Below are 17,551 nucleotides of genomic sequence, written 5' to 3'. Positions count from 1 at the left end.
GGCATAGTGCATTGAGTATAGCGGGGAAGAACGAGCGTGGCCCGACGGGCACAACAATGCACCCGTCGGGTGTTATGCAGGGGGAACGCCATTGTTTATAGTGACAACGTCACTTTTTCATAGTCCATATTTTGCAGATCGTCGAGCAGGCCGGGGCCAATGGGTTGCCACTGCAATCGCTCGCGGGTCCATGCCGAGCTGGCGTGCAGGTCAAGAGCGGTAAACGGCGCAAACCAGCCGAACCAGGCGTCGACCTGCGACTCATCCAGGTGGGTCAGCGGCAGGTTTAATCCCTGGGCAATTACCGCAGCAATATCCCGTAACGCGATCCCCTCTTCGGCCACTGCATGATAGCGCTCACCGGCCGCACCATGCAGCAGCGCACTGACATACAGACGTACGACGTCATCCACATGGGCGGCGGACCAGCGATTGCTCCCCTCGCCGCGCAGGGCTACCGCCCCGTTGGCGACCGCACGTTCGATATAGCAGGTCAGCAACCCCTGGCGTACGGTGTCATGCACCTGAGGCAGGCGGACGACCCGAACATCCACTCCCGCTTCCAGCAGCTGCTGGCCGGCGAGCTCTGAGGCGGTGCGCGGACTGGGGTGCGCTGCGTTGAAGAACGACTCCCGGGCCGGGGCGCCGCTTCCGTCGTCACCCATCAGCGTGCCGGAGGTGATCACCAGCGGCCGCGCGCTCCCCCGCAGCGCCTGGCCCAGGGCCAGGATCGCCTGTCGATCCTTCTCGCAGTTGGCGGCAAAGCGGCTGAAATCGTGGTCGAAGGCGGTATGGATCACCGCGTCGGCGTCCCCGACACCCGCCAGCAGCGAGTCCGGGGCGTCCAGCGTGCCGCGATGCACCTCGGCGCCGGCCGCCTCCAGGGCCTGCGCCGCGGCGTCGCTGCGCGCGAGGCCGATAACCTGATGTCCCGACGCCTGCAGCGCCGGAAGAATACGTGAGCCGATAAAGCCGCTCGCGCCGGTAAGAAATATACGCATCATTGAACCTCCTGAACGAGTTTTCAGGCGTATCCTACCCGCGCTGCCATACTCTTAAAGTAGAGACATTATCGGGGTATAAATTCTAACAGGCAGATCTCACACAGATGATGAATACTTCTGACCACCATGCATTAGGTGATTTTCTTCGCGCCCGGCGCCAGCGCCTCGACCCGGTAACCTTTGGCTTTCCGGCGGGGCGCCGACGCACGCCCGGTCTGCGCCGCGAAGAGGTCGCGCAGCTCGCCAGCATCAGCCCGACCTGGTATACCTGGCTTGAACAGGGGCGCGGCGGCGCGCCGTCCCGCGAGGTGCTGGAGCGGATCGCCCGCGGTCTGCGGCTGACCACCCCGGAGCGCGAACATCTGTTTATTCTTGCGTTTGGCCATCCGCCGCAGACGCGTCTGACGGTCACGGATGATATGACGCCGCGCCTGCAGCGGGTGCTTGATGCTTTCACCATTCCGGCGATTATCCGCACCGCCAGCTGGGACGTCATCGCCTGGAATAGCGCGGCGGCCAGGGTACTGACCGACTATGGCCAGCTGCCGCTGGCCGAACGCAATGTGCTGCGCCGCCTGTTTACCCGGCCAGAGGCCCGCTGCACCCTGGAGAACTGGCAAACCGTGGGACAGCTTATCGTCAACGCCTTTCGCGCCGATGTCACCCGGTTGGGGGCCACGGCGGAGACGGATCAGTTGATCGCGGAACTCACCCAGCAGAGCGTCGAGTTTGCCCGTTTCTGGCAAAGCCATGACGTCGCCGGCCATGGAGAAGGCTATAAGCGCATCCACCACCCGCAGATGGGCCCCCTCGACCTGGAGTTCACCTCGTTTGCCGTGGAAGGCCGCCCCGATCTGTCCCTGCTGGTCTTTAATCCGGCAACAACGGAAAGTCAGCGGAAAATTGACGGGTTGCTTCAGGGGACGGGATCCTCGCCGGAGGAGAGCTGAGGGGTAAATTCATACAGCGCCAGGGCGTTGCTTTCCAGCGAGTCGATCCGCAGCCAGTGGCCGTCGAGCCGGGCCTCCTCCACGCTGAGCGCCGGACGGGCCTGATGCATCAGCCACTGGTAATCCTCGGCGTCGGGGCCACTGCGGCTGCGAAAGGCGTCGACCAGTGGGAATAACGCGCCGTGATGCTGATCGAACAGGTGCTGTTTAATGCGCCAGCGGCCCGCCAGACCCAGCAGCTTGACGCTGTACGGCTGGCTAAAGCGCTGAATAAAGGCCGCTTCGCTGGAGAGCCAGGGATTGTAGACTACTGTATTGCGTAACAGCAGCTGGTAATGCCCCTGGTGGTGGAGCAGCAGCAGGTTTCTGTCGTGAAACAGGATCTCGCCGCGCAGCCGCCGCCAGAGCCACAGCACCCAGTAAACCGGTCGCGGCAGTCCGTGCAGATAGTGCAGCGCGAGGCTTGAGGTATCCAGCTTCCCGTTGGAGCGGGCTTCTCCCTGCAGGCCTGAGTTCAACCAGAACCCCGCCAGCCAGACCTGGTCCGCCACCCCCAGCAAATTGTCCATCAACAGCGCACCGCGAAAAAAACGGCCATTAGTATCACGTGTATCGCCGGTCAGGGTATTCCAGGAGAGCAGCCATAGCGGCAGGTTGAGCTGGCGCTGGCGCAGCGCGCTGTGGATCTGCCGCAGCTTGTGCAGCGGATAATGCTCGCTGGAGGCCAGGCGGCTGCTGTCCGCCTGCGCCAGATCCAGCTGTTCGTTGGCATCTGCCTGGCAGGCGAGAAAATCGGCTTCCGCCAGCAGCGGTGAGTGAAACAGCGGATCGTCCCCAGGGTCACTGGCGGCAAAGCGGTGCCAGATCCCCAGCTGCGGCTGCGGCAGCAGGCGGTCAAGAACCTCGCGTTGCTGCCGCCAGGCGGCCTGGCGGGTAGCTTCGCTGGCCTGCGGCGACCAGTGCCAGACAACGCGCCAGCTGTTGAGCGTCGCCGGGGGGAAATGGTTGGCGGCGAGTTGCAGAAAGCGCTGCAGCAGGTCGCTGCGGGTGGTGACGCCGGTATGCAGGATCACATGCCAGCCCATCGCCGCCAGCCAGCTGAAGATCTGCTGCAGATTGTACCAGCAGGCGTAGCCGGCCATCTGCGGATCGTCCCAGCCGGTGCCGAACAGCCGGCTGCTGAGAAAGGGATCGTTGATATCGACGGCATACACCGGCAGGGTACGATGCAGGTGTTCCAGCTCCCGGCGCACATCCTCCCGCAGCAGGTCGTCCAGCTCGCGCACGGTCACTACCATCCGTGTATGGCGCAGAACGGCGGAGCGCGCCGGGCGCTCCTGCAGGTTGATTTCCCGGGTCTGCGGCGGATTGATCAGCAGCGGAGGGCTCTCCCGGTCGCGCTTCTCCGGTTCATTGAGTCGGGCATACAGCCGGTCAAGCGCTACCGGCTGCCAGCGATCGGCCAGCGGCGGACGCGGTCGGGCAAGCTCGCGGGGATGCTGTTCACGATACTGGCGCGGCGTCACGCCGTGCTGGCGCTTAAACAGGTCACTCATCATTCGCGTACTGGCAAACCCCTGTTCGCGGGCAATTTGCTGGACCGGTTTGCGGGTGGCCGACAGCTGGTCTGCCGCGTGGCGCAGACGCAGCGCGGTGAGATACTGGACAAAGCTGACGCCCACCTCTTTGCGAAATAACCGGGACAGCCAGGCCTCCGAGACAAATTCCGCCGCCGCCACCTCCTGTAATGAAAGGCGGCGCTGATAGTTGGCGTCGATCCGCGCCACCACGCTGGCTATCCGCCGACTCCACGGCTCGGCATCGCGCCGTGGCATGGAGGCGATGGGCTGGCTGAAGCGGGTGGCCAGCAGGAGCGCCATCTCACTCAGCCAGCGGTTGGCCTCCAGCCGGGAATGGCCGGGATGATTGACCAGGCCGCTCACCAGCAGCTGGCGCATCAGATGGCGCAGACCATCCTGCGCATCACGGGTGCGCGACGTTATCTGATAGTCGACGGCAAAAAAAGCGCTGTCGAGGCGGGCCAGCCAGCTGGCAGAGAGGGTCAGGATCATCACCGCGTTGGACGCGGCGCTGCTCAGGCTCCAGCGACGGTTGCGGTTGACGATGGCCAGCGCGTCAACGCCCAGCGGCAGCGCGACATCCGCCTCGGTCAGCGTCACGGCTCCTTCCAGTACCCACAGCAGGGTCAGCAGGTCGCCTTCCGGCTGATTCAACTGGCGCACATCGCGCACGGTGACGCTAAAGTCGCCGGAATGCAGTTCCACATGGCTCTCCTCGTGAGACAAAAAAAAACCGGTTATTTTTTGTCATAACTGATGTGTATGAAAAACAGTCATGAGTTTATCGTCAATATAAAACAAAAAAGCGCACCTGAAAGCGGGGTGAGCCGCATAAACTCGACAGTGTCGTGCAAACACAACACAGGAATAACAAAAATGACACATCCGTTGCTTGAAGCCCTGCAGGTCAACGAGGCGCAATTTATTGCCCTGCGTCGCCAGTTCCACCAGCAGCCAGAGATCGGCTTTGAAGAACATCAGACCAGCCAGGAGGTTGCCCGGCTGTTGAGCGAATGGGGATACGACGTTCACCGCGGCCTGGCAGGCACCGGAGTGGTGGGCACGCTGCGCGTCGGCGAGGGGAAAAAACGCCTTGGCCTGCGGGCGGATATGGATGCCCTGCCGATGCAGGAGCGCAGCGGGAAGCCGTGGGCCAGCCAGATTGAAGGGCGTTTTCACGGCTGCGGCCATGACGGGCACACCACCACGCTGCTCTATGCGGCAGAATATCTGGCGCGCACCCGCCAGTTTACCGGGACGCTGCAGCTGATTTTCCAGCCCGCGGAAGAGCTGTTGTACGGCGGGCGGGTGATGGTCGAGGACGGTCTGTTTGATCAGTTTCCCTGCGACGCTATCTTCGGCTTGCACAATATGCCGGGTCAGCCGCTGGGCAAGATCGGCCTGCGCGACGGGGCGATGATGGCCTCCTCCGATACGCTGCATATTGAGGTGAAAGGCGTTGGCGGCCACGGCGCGGTACCGGAGCATACCGTGGATGCCACGCTGGTCGCCTGCCATATCACCCTCGCGCTGCAGTCGATCGTCTCGCGGAATATCACCCCGTTTGAACCGGCGGTGGTCACCGTCGGCAGCATCCAGGCTGGACACGCGCCCAATATCATTAACGACCATGTGCTGATGAAGCTCACGGTGCGCACCCTCAATGAGCAGGTACGTGAAACCGTTTTGCAGCGGATCCACGATATTGCCGTGGCCCAGGCGGAGAGCTTCAATGCCACCGCCACGCTGACGCACGTCAATGGCAGCCCGGTATTGCGTAACGATCCGGCGACGAACGCCATGGTGCGGGAGGTGGCGACATCGCTGTTCGGTGCAGAGCAGGTGGGTGAAGTGAAGCCGTTTATGGGCAGTGAAGATTTCGCCTTTATGCTCGAACAGCACCCGCACGGCAGCTATTTCACTATCGGCGCGGGCGATGAGCCGGAGCGCTGCATGGTGCATAACCCGGGCTATGACTTCAACGACGCGCTGTTGCTGACCGGGGCGGCGCTATGGTGCGGCCTGACGGAACACTATCTGCGTTAATCACCGGAAACGGGAGGGCCATGCGATGAGCACTGTCACAATAAGCGACACCCCGTTTGTCGGCAACGATCGCCTGCTGGTGGGGATTGTGTTAAGCGTTTTAACCTTCTGGCTGTTTGCCCAGTCGGTGATTAACGTGGTGCCGGCGATGAAAAGCAGTCTTGATATTTCCCTTGAAACCTTAACCCTGGCCGTCAGCCTCAGCGCGCTGTTCAGCGGCTGTTTCGTGGTTGCCAGCGGCGGCCTGGCGGACAAATTTGGCCGCATGCGGATGACCACCCTCGGGCTGGGGCTGAGTATTGTCGGCAGCGCCATGCTGGTACTGGCCCAGGGGCCGGGGCTGTTTCTGGCCGGCCGGGTGCTGCAGGGGCTGTCGGCGGCCTGCATTATGCCAGCGACGCTGGCGCTGATTAAGACCTGGTACGAAGGGCGTGCGCGGCAGCGGGCGGTCAGCTTCTGGGTCATCGGCTCGTGGGGCGGCAGCGGTCTCTGTTCCTTCGTTGGCGGGGCCATCGCCACCGGGCTCGGCTGGCGCTGGATCTTCGTCTTCTCCATCGCCGTTGCCCTGCTGGCGCTGTTTTTGCTGCGCGGTACGCCGGAGAGCCGTAGCGCCAGCGCCAGTCAGCATAAGCTGGACGTTGGCGGTCTGTTGAGCCTGATTGCCGCCCTGGTGCTGGTGAATTTGTTTATCAGCAAGGGCCACGGTTGGGGCTGGAGCAGCCCGCTGTCGTTGACCATGCTGGTCGGGGCGCTGGCGGCCGGTGCGGTATTTATCCGTAGCGGTTTGCGCAAAGGCGAGGCGGCGCTGATTGATTTTGCGCTGTTTCGTAACCGGGCCTACGGCGCGGCAGTGCTGTCGAACTTTCTGCTCAACGGGGCGATTGGCACGATGATGATCGCCAGCATCTGGCTGCAGCAGGGGCACCACCTGACGCCGCTGGAGAGCGGGATGATGACCCTCGGCTATCTGGTGACCGTCCTGGCGATGATCCGGGTCGGCGAGAAGCTGCTGCAGCGCTATGGCGCCAGGCTGCCGATGATGGCCGGGCCGGTGCTGACCGCCATCGCCATCGCGCTGATATCCTGTACTTTTCTTGATAAGGCGCTGTATATCGGGGTGGTGTTCGGCAGCAATGTGCTGTTTGGCCTCGGGCTGGGCTGCTACGCCACGCCGTCAACGGATACGGTGGTAGCCAACGCGCCGGAGAACAAAATCGGCGTCGCTTCAGGGATCTACAAGATGGGCAGCTCGCTGGGCGGGGCGATGGGTATCGCCGTGACGGCGTCACTTTTTGCGCTGTTTTTACCACTGGGCATGGCCCATGCCGCCCAGTATGCCCTGTGGTTTAACGCCGCCTTATGTCTGGGGGCGATGGCGGTGAGCGCGCTGCTGCTGCCGCGCGCCTCTCACAGCTGATGCTTTTTCAGCAGGGCGCGGAGCTGGTGATAGGTTAACCCCAGCAGCGTCGCCGCCTGCTTCTGATGATACTTCGCCTGCTCCAGACTCCGCTGGAGCAGGCGTTTTTCCTGCTGGAGCTGAAAATCACGCAGATCCAGCGGCAGGGCGGGCAGCTCATCGCCGGACGCGGCTTCCGGCGGGGAGACGGTGGTCTGGCGAAAAGGGTTAATAATAATGGCGTCCAGCTCATGCTCGCTGTCGCCGTGGCGATACACTGAGCGTTCAACGACGTTCTTCAGTTCGCGAATATTCCCCGGCCAGCGGTAGCCAAGCAGCGTTGCGGTCGCCCGTTCGCTGAAGCCGGGAAACAGCGGCAGACCAAGTTCGCGGCACATCTGAATGGCGAACTGGTTGGCGAGCAGCATGATGTCGCTCTGCCGTTCGCGCAGCGGGGGGAGCTGCACCACGTCGAAGGCGAGGCGATCGAGCAGGTCGGCGCGAAAATGGCCTTCCTCCACCATCCGCGGCAGGTCAGCGTTGGTGGCGCACACTAGCCGGACGTTGACCTGCAGCGGCTGGCTACCGCCTACACGCTCCAGCTCACCATATTCAATCACTCTTAACAGCTTCTCCTGTACCAGCATCGGCGCCGTCGCCAGCTCATCAAGAAACAGCGTCCCGCCGTCGGCGCGCTCGAAGCGCCCGGGATGGCGCTTGCTGGCCCCGGTGAAGGCCCCGGCTTCGTGGCCGAACAGCTCCGAATCGAGCAAATTGTCGTTCAGCGCCGCGCAGTTCAGCGAGATAAACGGCCCCTGCCAGCGGCTGGAGAGGTAGTGCAGACGGTTAGCGATAAGCTCTTTCCCGGTACCGCGCTCGCCGATGACCAGCACCGGTTTATCCAGCGGGGCCAGCCGGGAAACCTGTTCCAGCACCTCGAGAAAGCTATTGGCCTCGCCCAGCAGATTATCCTTGTACTGCGCCATGATGAATTTCGCCATTAAGTAGTGTGATTAACCAGGTGACTGTAGCAATGCGCTGCGCAGTTCGCAACCACGTTGTTTAAAATCAATAAGATAAAAAGTTGGCACGCCATTTGTATTAGCTAAGCCACAGGTGAATACCTGAAACCAGAACTATGAGGATTGAAATTATGGGTATTTTTTCTCGTTTTGCCGACATCGTGAACGCCAACATCAACTCCCTGCTGGAGAAAGCCGAGGACCCGCAAAAGCTGGTGCGTCTGATGATCCAGGAGATGGAAGACACGCTGGTGGAGGTGCGTTCGACGTCGGCCCGCGCGCTGGCGGAAAAGAAACAGCTGTCCCGTCGTATTGAGCAGGCAATTGCCCAGCAGGCGGAATGGCAGGAAAAAGCCGAGCTGGCGCTGCGTAAAGAGAAAGAGGATCTGGCCCGGGCGGCGCTGATCGAAAAACAGAAACTGACCGACCTGATCGCTCAGCTGGACCACGAAGTGCAGCTGGTGGATGAAACGCTGGCGCGCATGAAAAAAGAGATTGGCGAGCTGGAGAACAAACTCAGCGAAACCCGCGCCCGTCAGCAGGCGCTGGCGCTGCGCCATCAGGCGGCGAGCTCGTCCCGCGATGTGCGTCGCCAGCTGGACAGCGGTAAACTGGATGAGGCGATGGCTCGCTTTGAATCCTTTGAGCGTCGCATCGATCAGATGGAAGCGGAAGCGGAGAGCCACCGCTTTGGCAAGCAGCAGACGCTGGATCAGCAGTTTGCCGAACTGAAAGCAGACGACGAAATCAGCGAGCAGCTGGCGGCGTTGAAAGCCAAAATGAATCAGTCCAACCAGTAAGTACGATTGCGCGGCGCGGCGTTGCGCCGCGGCTCACCCCCTGTAAGGAGTACACATGAGCATGCTTTTTCTCGCCATTCCGCTGACGCTGTTTGTGCTGTTTGTTCTGCCGGTCTGGCTGTGGCTGCACTACAACAATCGCGGCGCCAACGGCAGCCTGACGCAAAATGAGCAGCAGCGGCTGCTGCAGCTGACTGATGATGCGAAGCGGATGCGCGAGCGCATTCAGGCGCTGGAAGCGATCCTGGATGCCGAACATCCGAACTGGAGAGACAAATAATGGCTGGACTGGATCTGAATAAAAAACTGTGGCGTATCCCGCAGCGCGGGATGGTGAAGGGCGTCTGCGCGGGCATTGCTCAGCATCTTGATGTCCCGGTGAAGCTGGTGCGCCTGATTACCGTGCTGGCGATGGTTTTTGGCCTGTTTTTCTTTGTCCTCGTGGCCTACGTCATTTTGACCTTTGCCCTGGACCCGATACCGGACAGCGAGCTGTACGGCCACAAAGCGCCGAGTAATGGCGACCTGCTGGCCGCCGTGGATGCCGAACTGGCCTCCGGCGAACAGCGTCTGCGTGAAATGGAGCGGTATGTGACCTCCGACACCTTTACGCTGCGCAGCCGCTTTCGCCAGCTGTAAATCCTGTTTTAACGAGTGAGGCAACCCATGAATAGCAAATGGCAACGCGCCGGGCAGCAGGTGAAACCCGGTCTGAAAATCGTCGGTAAGCTGGCGCTGCTGACCGCGCTGCGTTATGGCCCGGCGGGCGTTGCCGGCTGGGCGGTCAAATCGGTCGCGCGGCGGCCGCTGAAAATGCTGCTGGCGGTGGCGCTGGAGCCGCTGCTCAGCCGGCTGGCCAACCGGGTCACGCGCGGGATGAAATAATGCCGTCGTGGGGACATCCCCCAGGGATGAACGTAGCCCTGCTTATCCCCGGCAGATAGCTTATGATAACGAGAACCACCTTCAGGGCATAATGGACTGGCGATGAAGCGACTGAAAACTGAATTGAATGCGCTGGTTAACCGCGGGGTTGACCGGCATTTACGTCTGGCGGTGACCGGCCTGAGCCGCAGCGGTAAAACGGCGTTTATCACCGCGCTGGTCAATCAACTGTTGAATATCCATACCGGCGCCCGCCTGCCGCTGCTGAGCGCCGCGCGCGAAGAGCGGCTGCTCGGCGTCAAGCGCGTGCCGCAGCGTGATTTCGGTATCCCACGATTCACTTACGATGAAGGGCTGGCCCAGTTGTACGGCCAGCCGCCGACCTGGCCGACCCCAACGCGCGGGGTGAGCGAGATCCGTCTCGCGCTGCGCTACCGTTCCAATGACTCCCTGCTGCGCCATTTTAAAGATACCTCCACGCTGTATCTGGAGATCGTCGACTATCCGGGCGAGTGGCTGCTCGATCTGCCGATGCTGGCGCAGGACTATCTGAGCTGGTCGCGACAGATGACCGGTCTCCTGCAGGGACAGCGCGCGGAGTGGTCGGCCCGCTGGCGGCAGCTGTGTGCGGGGCTGGATCCGCTGGCGCCCGCCGACGAGGCCCGGCTGGCAGATATCGCTGCCGCCTGGACGGACTATCTGCACGCCTGTAAGCGCGAAGGACTGCACTTTATTCAGCCCGGGCGCTTTGTCCTGCCCGGAGAAATGGCGGGTGCGCCGGCGCTGCAGTTTTTCCCATGGCCTGACGTCGACGCCGTCGGCGAAGCCAGGCTGGCCCAGGCCGATAAACACAGCAATGCCGGTATGCTGCGCGAACGCTATAAGTACTACTGCGATAGGGTGGTGAAGGGGTTCTACAAAGAGCACTTCCTGCGCTTCGACCGGCAAATCGTGCTGGTGGATTGCCTGCAGCCGCTCAACAGCGGGCCGCAGGCGTTTAACGATATGCGCCTGGCGCTGACCCAGCTAATGCAAAGTTTCCATTACGGACAGCGCACTCTGTTCCGCCGGTTGTTTTCGCCGGTCATCGACAAGCTGTTGTTTGCCGCCACCAAAGCCGACCACGTCACGGTGGATCAGCACAGCAATATGGTGTCGCTTCTGCAACAGCTGATTCAGGACGCGTGGCAAAACGCCGCTTTCGAGGGGATCAGTATGGATTGCCTGGGGCTGGCGTCCATTCAGGCGACCCAGAGCGGGCTTATTGAGGTGAACGGTGAGAAAATCCCCGCCCTGCGCGGCAATCGCCTGAGTGATGGCCAGCCGTTGACCATCTATCCTGGCGAGGTGCCAGCGCGCCTGCCGGGCCAGGCCTTCTGGCAGCAGCAGGGATTTCAGTTTGAAAACTTTCGTCCGCAGGTCATGGATGTCGATCGGCCTTTGCCGCACATTCGCCTCGACGCGGCGCTGGAATTTTTGATTGGAGATAAACTGCGATGAGCGAACCGTTAAAACCGCGGATTGATTTTGATGGCCCGCTGCAAGCGGAAAAAATTCCGCCGCTGAAAAGCGCCCGCGCCTTTGACACTCTTGAGGCGGACAACTTCGCGCCGGCCCGTCTGGTGGCAGGAGAAGAGGAAGAGGGGGCGGCGGAAGCGGTGGTGGAGTCGGTCCTGCGACCCAAACGCAGCCTGTGGCGGCGGATGGTCAGCGCCGGACTGGCGATCTTCGGCGTCAGCGTCGTGGCGCAAGGGGTGCAGTGGACGGCCAACGCCTGGCAGACCCAGGACTGGATTGCGCTGGGCGGCTGTGCGGCCGGGGCGCTGATCGTCGGGGCCGGCGTCGGCTCAGTGGCCACCGAGTGGCGCCGCCTGTGGCGCCTGCGCCAGCGCGATCACGAACGCGATGAAGCGCGCGATATGCTGCACAGCCACGCGGTCGGTAAAGCCAAAGCCTTTTGTGAGAAGCTGGCGCAGCAGGCAGGTCTGGATCAGTCACATCCGGCGCTGCAGCGCTGGTATGCCGCGATCCACGAAACACAAAGCGATCGCGAAGTGGTGAGTCTTTATGCCCAGCTGGTGCAACCGGTGCTCGATGCCCAGGCGCGGCGGGAAATCAGCCGTTCGGCGGCGGAGTCGACGCTGATGATTGCCGTCAGTCCGCTGGCGCTGGTGGATATGGCGTTTATCGCCTGGCGTAATCTGCGGCTGATCAACCGGATTGCCACGCTGTACGGCATTGAGCTCGGGTATTACAGCCGTCTGCGACTGTTTCGCCTGGTGTTGCTCAATATCGCTTTCGCCGGCGCCAGCGAACTGGTGCGTGAGGTGGGAATGGACTGGATGTCGCAGGATCTGGCGGCCCGGCTGTCGGCGCGCGCCGCGCAGGGCATTGGCGCCGGTCTGCTGACCGCCCGTCTGGGGATCAAGGCGATGGAGCTGTGCCGCCCGCTGCCGTGGATCGCCGATGATAAACCGCGGTTGGGCGATTTTCGTCGCGAGCTGATTGGGCAGTTGAAAGAGACCCTGCAGAAAAGCAAAACCCGTCCGGAGAAGTAACTTCCGCTCAGAGACATTGCCGGGCGGCGGCTTCGCTTTGCCCGGCCTACGACGTCGAGCCATGGCTCGCGCATCCTGGCAATATTCGATTAGGCGCATTCCGCCGCCAGCCACTCGCTGAAGGCGCGAAAGCGCGGGCGTGAGCGGTTCTCCTGGGGACAAATCAGGTCATAGCCAAAGGGCGAGGGCGCTTCATTTTCAGACAAGGCCACCAGCCTGCCGGCGTCGAGCAGCGGCTGGATCAGCGTTTTGCGCCCCATCACCACGCCGAGTCCATTGAGCGCCATCTCGATGGCCAGCGAGTGGTTATTCACCGCGTAATACCGGCCGTCAAAAGGTAACGCTTGTCCGCTGTGCTGGCACCACAGGCGCCATTCCGCAAACTGATCCTGTACGTCGGTGGATTCGCACGCATGGATCCAGACGATCGCCGCCGGGTCGCCGTCGCTCAGCGGACGATACTGCTGGCGATAACGCGGGGAGCAGACCGGGAGCAAACTTTCCGCCATCAGCCGCTGTTGATAAAGATCGGGATAGCGCGTAGCGCCGTAGTAAATTGCCAGATCCACCCGTTCCTCGTTAAAATCCATCACCCCGGCGCGCACGCGAAACTGCAGATTCAGTCCCGGCCATTGCGCCTGAAAGCGCGGCAGGCGCGGCATTAGCCACAGATGGGCCAGCGTCGGCGCAATACCAATATGCAGTGTGCCGCGCAGATCCTGATCGCGAATATCCTCAATTTCATCGTTAATCGCTCGCAGCGAATGGCTTAGCGTCGCCAGCAGCCGCTTGCCTTCTTCCGTCAGCGCCAGTTTACGCGTCAGCCGAATAAACAGGCGAAACCCGATATGCATCTCCAGCCTGCGGATCCGGTGGCTGACGGCCCCTTGAGTCAGGTTCATTTCATGCGCGGCGAGAGTAAAGCTCAGATGGCGGGCGGTCACCTCAAAGGTCTGCAGCAGTGCAAGGATGCTTTGTTGTTCAAGCACAAGTTGTCTCCCTTATGCATTAACTGGGTTCATGCATAGGCGGATTTAATTCGTTTGTTACGCCAGTTTGGCCGGTTTTAAATAGTTATATCGTAACTAAACCGAGGTATACCATGTCAGGACGCAAAATTGTGGTGATTGGCGGTGGTTCCAGCTACACCCCGGAACTGATTGAGGGGTTGCTTAACCGCTATCACGAGATGCCGGTCGCTTCGCTATGGCTGGTGGACATTGAAGAGGGCAAAGAGAAAGTCGAGATTATCGCCGGACTGGCGCGGCGAATGATCGCCAAAGCCGGGCTGACCATCGAGGTGGTGGCCACCCTTGACCGGGAAAGCGCGCTGCGCGATGCCGATTTCGTCTGCTCGCAGTTTCGCGCTGGCTGCCTTGACGCCCGCATCAGCGATGAACGTATCTCCCTCAAGTATGGCCTGATCGGCCAGGAGACCAACGGACTTGGGGGCTTCGCCAACGCCTGTCGCACCATACCCATCGCCCTGGAGATCGCTGCCGATATGGAGCGACTGTGTCCCGACGCCTGGCTGCTGAACTTTACCAACCCGTCGGGGATGGTGACCGAAGCGATCCTGCGCCACAGCCGCATCAAAGCCGTCGGCCTGTGTAATGTGCCGGTGATTATGCAAAAAGGGGTAACCACTCTGCTGCAATGCGCCGACGAAAAAGAGGTGGTGATGCAGGTCGCCGGCCTGAACCACTTTATCTTTGTGCGCCAGATCCTGCACAAAGGTAAAGAATGGCTGCCGGAGGTGATAGCTGAGATCAACGCCGGACGGGATCCGCTGGTGCCACGCAATATTCCGCCGTTCCGTTGGCCATCGCATCTGCTGCAAGGCTTAGGCATGATCCCCTGCGCCTATCTGCGTTATTACTACATGAAAGACGATCTGCTGCGCCAGGAGCTGGCGGAGGCGGGCGGCGAAGGGACTCGTGGCGAAGTGGTTAAACAGCTGGAAAAAACCTTGTTTGACCAGTACCGCGACCCGCACCTGGCGGTTAAGCCCAAGGCGCTGGAAGGCCGCGGCGGCCAGTACTATTCCGAGGCGGCTTGCGAGCTGATGAATGCCATCTACAACGACAAGCGGATTATCATGCACGTCAACACGCGTAATAACGGCGCTATCAATGGCCTGCCGGATGACTGCGCGGTAGAGGTCAGCTCGCTGATTACCGCTTCTGGTCCGCTGCCTCTCAATGTGGCGCCGTTCCCGGAAGATACCCTGCGTTTGCTGCAGCTGATGAAATCATTTGAACGGCTGACTATCGAGGCCGCGCTCACTGGCAACCGCCATACGGCATGGCGTGCTCTGATGCTGAATCCACTGATCGTCAGCGGCGAGAAGCTCGAACTGGCATTGGATGAGGTGATCGCCGAGAACCGTCAGTGGCTGCCTGCTTTTCACGCCTGACCCGAGACTCACCGGCCCCCTGGCCGGTGATTTAACCCCTGACCGCCTGACTTTACGGCGCAACGCCCATTTTTCCGCCATACTGTCAATAATTGTTGACAGTTAGCTTCCCGAAAACCCATTCCTGGCCTATTATTCTCCCGTCATTGGCACTTTTAGGGTGAACACTCCCATGCGTCTTGAAGTCTTTTGTGAAGACCGTCTCGGTCTGACTCGTGAATTGCTCGATTTGCTGGTGCTGCGCGGCATTGACCTGCGCGGTATCGATATTGACCCTATTGGCCGAATTTACCTCAATTTCGCCGAACTGGAGTTCGCCACTTTCAGCAGCCTGATGGCGGAGATCCGCCGAATCGCTGGCGTAACCGACGTGCGCACTGTGCCGTGGATGCCGTCTGAACGCGAACACCTGGCGCTCAGCGCCCTGCTGGTGGCGATGCCGGAGCCGGTGCTGTCGCTGGATACCAAAGGCAGGGTGGAACTGGCCAACCCCGCCAGCTGTTTGCTGTTTGGTCAAAGCCAGGCGAAGCTGCGTAACCACCCGGTGGCGCAGTTGATCGCCGATTTTAACGCCCAGCGCTGGCTGGAGAGCAGCCCGCAGGAGACGCTGGCGGAGCATGTGGTGGTGAATGGTCAGAATTTCCTGCTGGAAGTGACCCCGGTCTATCTGGAAGGGGAACATAACGAACGGGTGCTCACTGGCGCCGTGGCGATGCTGCGCTCAACCGTACGCATGGGACGCCAGCTGCAGACCATGACCAGCCAGGACACCAGCGCCTTCAGCCAGATCCTTGCGGTGGGACCGAAAATGCGCCACGTGGTGGAGCAGGCGCGCAAGCTGGCGATGCTCAGCGCGCCGCTGCTGATTGTCGGCGACACCGGTACCGGTAAAGATCTGCTGGCGCATGCCTGTCATCTGGCCAGCCCGCGGGCGGGCAAACCCTATCTGGCGCTCAACTGCGGCTCTATTCCTGAAGATGCCGTCGAGAGTGAGCTGTTTGGCGACGCCCTGCAGGGTAAAAAAGGCTTCTTCGAGCAGGCCAACGGCGGCTCGGTGCTGCTGGATGAAATTGGCGAGATGTCGCCGCGAATGCAGACTAAGCTGCTGCGCTTCCTCAACGACGGCACCTTCCGCCGCGTTGGCGAGGATCATGAAGTGCACGTCGATGTGCGGGTGATCTGCGCGACGCAGAAAAACCTGGTCGAGCTGGTGCAGAAAGGGCTGTTCCGTGAAGATCTCTACTATCGCCTCAACGTCCTGACGCTGTATCTGCCGCCGCTGCGCGACTGCCCGCAGGACATTATGCCGCTGACGGAGCTGTTCGTGGCCCGCTTTGCTGATGAGCAGGGGGTCCCGCGGCCGAAGCTCTCCGCCGATCTCAGTACGGTGCTCACCCGCTACAGCTGGCCCGGCAACGTTCGCCAGTTGAAGAATGCCGTCTATCGCGCGCTGACTCAGCTGGAAGGATTCGAGCTGCGTCCGCAGGACATTCTGCTGCCGGACCATGACGTCGCGTCGCTGCCAGTGGGTGAGGAGGCGATGGAAGGGTCGCTGGACGACATCACCCGCCGCTTTGAGCGTTCGGTGCTGACCCAACTGTATCGCAGCTACCCCAGCACCCGTAAGCTGGCGAAACGTCTGGGGGTGTCGCATACCGCCATCGCTAACAAATTGCGCGAATATGGTCTGAGCCAGAAAAAGGGCGACGAATAATCCCGCCCGGCCGGCGACCCTCGTCGCCGGCATCCCGGCCTGCAAAGCGGGCAAAACCTGTATATACTGGTTTTTTAATTCTTTTTCCGGGGTGGTGCATCTTGGCGTCGCGTCTCGCGATTGGGCAATGGCTAACATTGCTGCTGCTCTCTGTTCTCTTCTCCGCGCTGCTGTTACGACTTCATCTGCCGGCGGCGCTGCTGCTGGGGCCGCTCATCGCCGGCATTATATTGAGCCTGCGCGGGGTGAAGCTGCAGATCCCCCGCGCTTGTTACCTGGCGGCGCAGGCTATTGTCGGCTGCATGATCGCCCGGGCGATCAACCCCTCAGTTTTTAGCGTGCTGTTCAGCAACTGGGCGCTGGTGCTGGCGATCCTGTTGACCACCCTGGCGATCAGCGGCCTTACCGGCTGGCTGCTGGTCCGCTACAGCGCGCTGCCCGGCGCCACCGGCGCCTGGGGAAGTTCTCCCGGCGGCGCGTCGGCAATGGTGGTGATGGCCCAGGAGTACGGGGCCGATGTGCGGCTGGTGGCGCTGATGCAGTATCTGCGGGTGCTGTTTGTCGTCGGCGCGGCGGCGCTGGTGGTGCGTTATGCGTTGGGCAATGAAGCGCAGGCAATGGCTCAGGATATTGTCTGGTTTCCATCGTTGACCCTGAATTTCCCTTTCACGTTGCTGCTGACGGCGCTAGCCTGTTGGTTGGGCATGCGGCTGCGCATCCCCTCCGGGGCCATGCTGTTGCCGATGCTGCTTGGCGCGCTGGCGCAGGGGAACGGCTGGGTGATGCTGGAGCTGCCGGAGTGGCTGCTGGCGATGGCCTATGCGGTGCTCGGCTGGACGGTCGGTCTTCAGTTTAACAAAGCTATTTTTCTGCTGGCGCTGAAGACGCTACCGCAGATTATCGCCTCCATCCTTGGGCTGATCCTGATGTGTGCCCTGATGGCCCTCGGCCTGACCCACATTCTGCAGATGGACTTTATGACCGCCTATCTGGCGACCAGCCCTGGCGGGCTGGACACGGTGGCGATTATCGCCGCCGGTACCCGGGCGGATATGTCGTTTATTATGGCGCTCCAGACGCTGCGGCTGTTTACCATTTTGCTGACCGGCCCGGCGATGGCGCGGGCCATCTCCCGCTATGCGCCGCGGCAATAAAAAGCCCTCGCAGAGCGAGGGCCGGG

The 17,551-nt window shown here is 61.4% G+C and carries 16 protein-coding genes; 12 read left to right on the top strand and 4 right to left on the bottom strand.

The window, feature by feature from the left end; genetic code table 11:
- Positions 1-95: 95 nt before the first annotated feature.
- Complete coding sequence (locus B8P98_RS15870) at positions 96-1,004, bottom strand: SDR family oxidoreductase (protein WP_167382671.1); 909 nt, start codon at positions 1,002-1,004, stop codon at positions 96-98.
- A gap of 107 nt (positions 1,005-1,111) precedes the next feature.
- Between B8P98_RS15870 and B8P98_RS15865 the strand changes: the two genes are divergently transcribed.
- The gene (locus B8P98_RS15865) at positions 1,112-1,954 is read left to right on the top strand and encodes a helix-turn-helix transcriptional regulator (RefSeq protein ID WP_095033644.1); all 843 of its coding nucleotides are present in this window, start codon (positions 1,112-1,114) and stop codon (positions 1,952-1,954) included.
- On the opposite strand, the gene B8P98_RS15860 is transcribed toward B8P98_RS15865, so the two are convergent.
- Positions 1,921-4,239, bottom strand: coding sequence for a helix-turn-helix domain-containing protein (locus B8P98_RS15860; RefSeq protein WP_095033215.1), 2,319 nt, complete (start codon positions 4,237-4,239; stop codon positions 1,921-1,923). The two genes, B8P98_RS15865 and B8P98_RS15860, sit on opposite strands and share 34 nt — an antisense overlap.
- A 171-nt stretch (positions 4,240-4,410) precedes the next feature.
- On the opposite strand from B8P98_RS15860, the gene B8P98_RS15855 reads away from it, so the two are divergent.
- Together B8P98_RS15855 and B8P98_RS15850 are read left to right on the top strand one after the other, a co-directional pair.
- Complete coding sequence (locus tag B8P98_RS15855; protein WP_095033214.1) at positions 4,411-5,580, top strand: M20 aminoacylase family protein; 1,170 nt, start codon at positions 4,411-4,413, stop codon at positions 5,578-5,580.
- Between the two features lie 25 nt (positions 5,581-5,605).
- Positions 5,606-6,997 carry an MFS transporter gene (locus B8P98_RS15850; RefSeq protein ID WP_095033213.1) on the top strand — a complete coding sequence of 464 codons (1,392 nt, stop codon included), beginning with the start codon at positions 5,606-5,608 and terminating at the stop codon, positions 6,995-6,997.
- Here the strand turns inward: B8P98_RS15850 and pspF are convergent.
- Positions 6,988-7,977 (bottom strand): phage shock protein operon transcriptional activator, encoded by a 990-nt coding sequence (pspF, locus tag B8P98_RS15845; protein WP_025714167.1) that lies wholly within the window; start codon positions 7,975-7,977, stop codon positions 6,988-6,990. The genes B8P98_RS15850 and pspF overlap by 10 nt on opposite strands.
- Before the next feature lie 152 nt (positions 7,978-8,129).
- Here pspF and pspA point away from each other — a divergent pair, with 152 nt between their 5' ends.
- From pspA to B8P98_RS15815, 6 genes are all read left to right on the top strand, one after another.
- Entirely contained in the window at positions 8,130-8,798 is a 669-nt protein-coding gene (pspA, locus tag B8P98_RS15840) for a phage shock protein PspA (protein ID WP_025714168.1), read from the top strand.
- Between the two features lie 55 nt (positions 8,799-8,853).
- On the top strand, positions 8,854-9,078 hold the full coding sequence (gene pspB / locus B8P98_RS15835) for an envelope stress response membrane protein PspB (RefSeq protein ID WP_002901911.1): 225 nt from the start codon (positions 8,854-8,856) through the stop codon (positions 9,076-9,078).
- The gene (pspC, locus tag B8P98_RS15830; RefSeq protein WP_025714169.1) at positions 9,078-9,437 is read left to right on the top strand and encodes an envelope stress response membrane protein PspC; all 360 of its coding nucleotides are present in this window, start codon (positions 9,078-9,080) and stop codon (positions 9,435-9,437) included. Before pspB ends, pspC begins: the two co-directional genes overlap by 1 nt.
- Positions 9,438-9,464: 27 nt before the next feature.
- Entirely contained in the window at positions 9,465-9,683 is a 219-nt protein-coding gene (gene pspD / locus B8P98_RS15825; RefSeq protein WP_002901915.1) for a phage shock protein PspD, read from the top strand.
- A 102-nt stretch (positions 9,684-9,785) separates the two neighbouring features.
- Positions 9,786-11,183: a YcjX family GTP-binding protein gene (locus B8P98_RS15820; protein ID WP_025714170.1), complete on the top strand. Its 1,398-nt coding sequence runs from the start codon at positions 9,786-9,788 to the stop codon at positions 11,181-11,183.
- Positions 11,180-12,241, top strand: coding sequence for a TIGR01620 family protein (locus tag B8P98_RS15815; RefSeq protein WP_095033212.1), 1,062 nt, complete (start codon positions 11,180-11,182; stop codon positions 12,239-12,241). Before B8P98_RS15820 ends, B8P98_RS15815 begins: the two co-directional genes overlap by 4 nt.
- Before the next feature lie 89 nt (positions 12,242-12,330).
- On the opposite strand, the gene B8P98_RS15810 is transcribed toward B8P98_RS15815, so the two are convergent.
- Positions 12,331-13,185 (bottom strand): LysR substrate-binding domain-containing protein, encoded by an 855-nt coding sequence (locus B8P98_RS15810; RefSeq protein WP_025714172.1) that lies wholly within the window; start codon positions 13,183-13,185, stop codon positions 12,331-12,333.
- Positions 13,186-13,343: 158 nt separating this feature from the next.
- Between B8P98_RS15810 and B8P98_RS15805 the strand changes: the two genes are divergently transcribed.
- The 3 genes from B8P98_RS15805 (at position 13,344) to B8P98_RS15795 (ending at position 17,525) form a co-directional block, all read left to right on the top strand.
- Positions 13,344-14,657, top strand: a complete 1,314-nt coding sequence (locus B8P98_RS15805) for a 6-phospho-beta-glucosidase (protein ID WP_025714173.1) — start codon at positions 13,344-13,346, stop codon at positions 14,655-14,657.
- A gap of 172 nt (positions 14,658-14,829) precedes the next feature.
- Positions 14,830-16,371 (top strand): transcriptional regulator TyrR, encoded by a 1,542-nt coding sequence (gene tyrR, locus B8P98_RS15800; RefSeq protein WP_025714174.1) that lies wholly within the window; start codon positions 14,830-14,832, stop codon positions 16,369-16,371.
- A 101-nt stretch (positions 16,372-16,472) separates the two neighbouring features.
- Entirely contained in the window at positions 16,473-17,525 is a 1,053-nt protein-coding gene (locus tag B8P98_RS15795) for an AbrB family transcriptional regulator (protein ID WP_025714175.1), read from the top strand.
- Positions 17,526-17,551 lie beyond the last annotated feature (26 nt).

Origin of the sequence: Klebsiella quasivariicola, assembly GCF_002269255.1 — a bacterium.
GTDB classification, from domain to species: domain Bacteria; phylum Pseudomonadota; class Gammaproteobacteria; order Enterobacterales; family Enterobacteriaceae; genus Klebsiella; species Klebsiella quasivariicola.
Note: the sequence above shows the minus strand (reverse complement) of the source record. Positions and strands in the feature narration are given on the sequence as shown.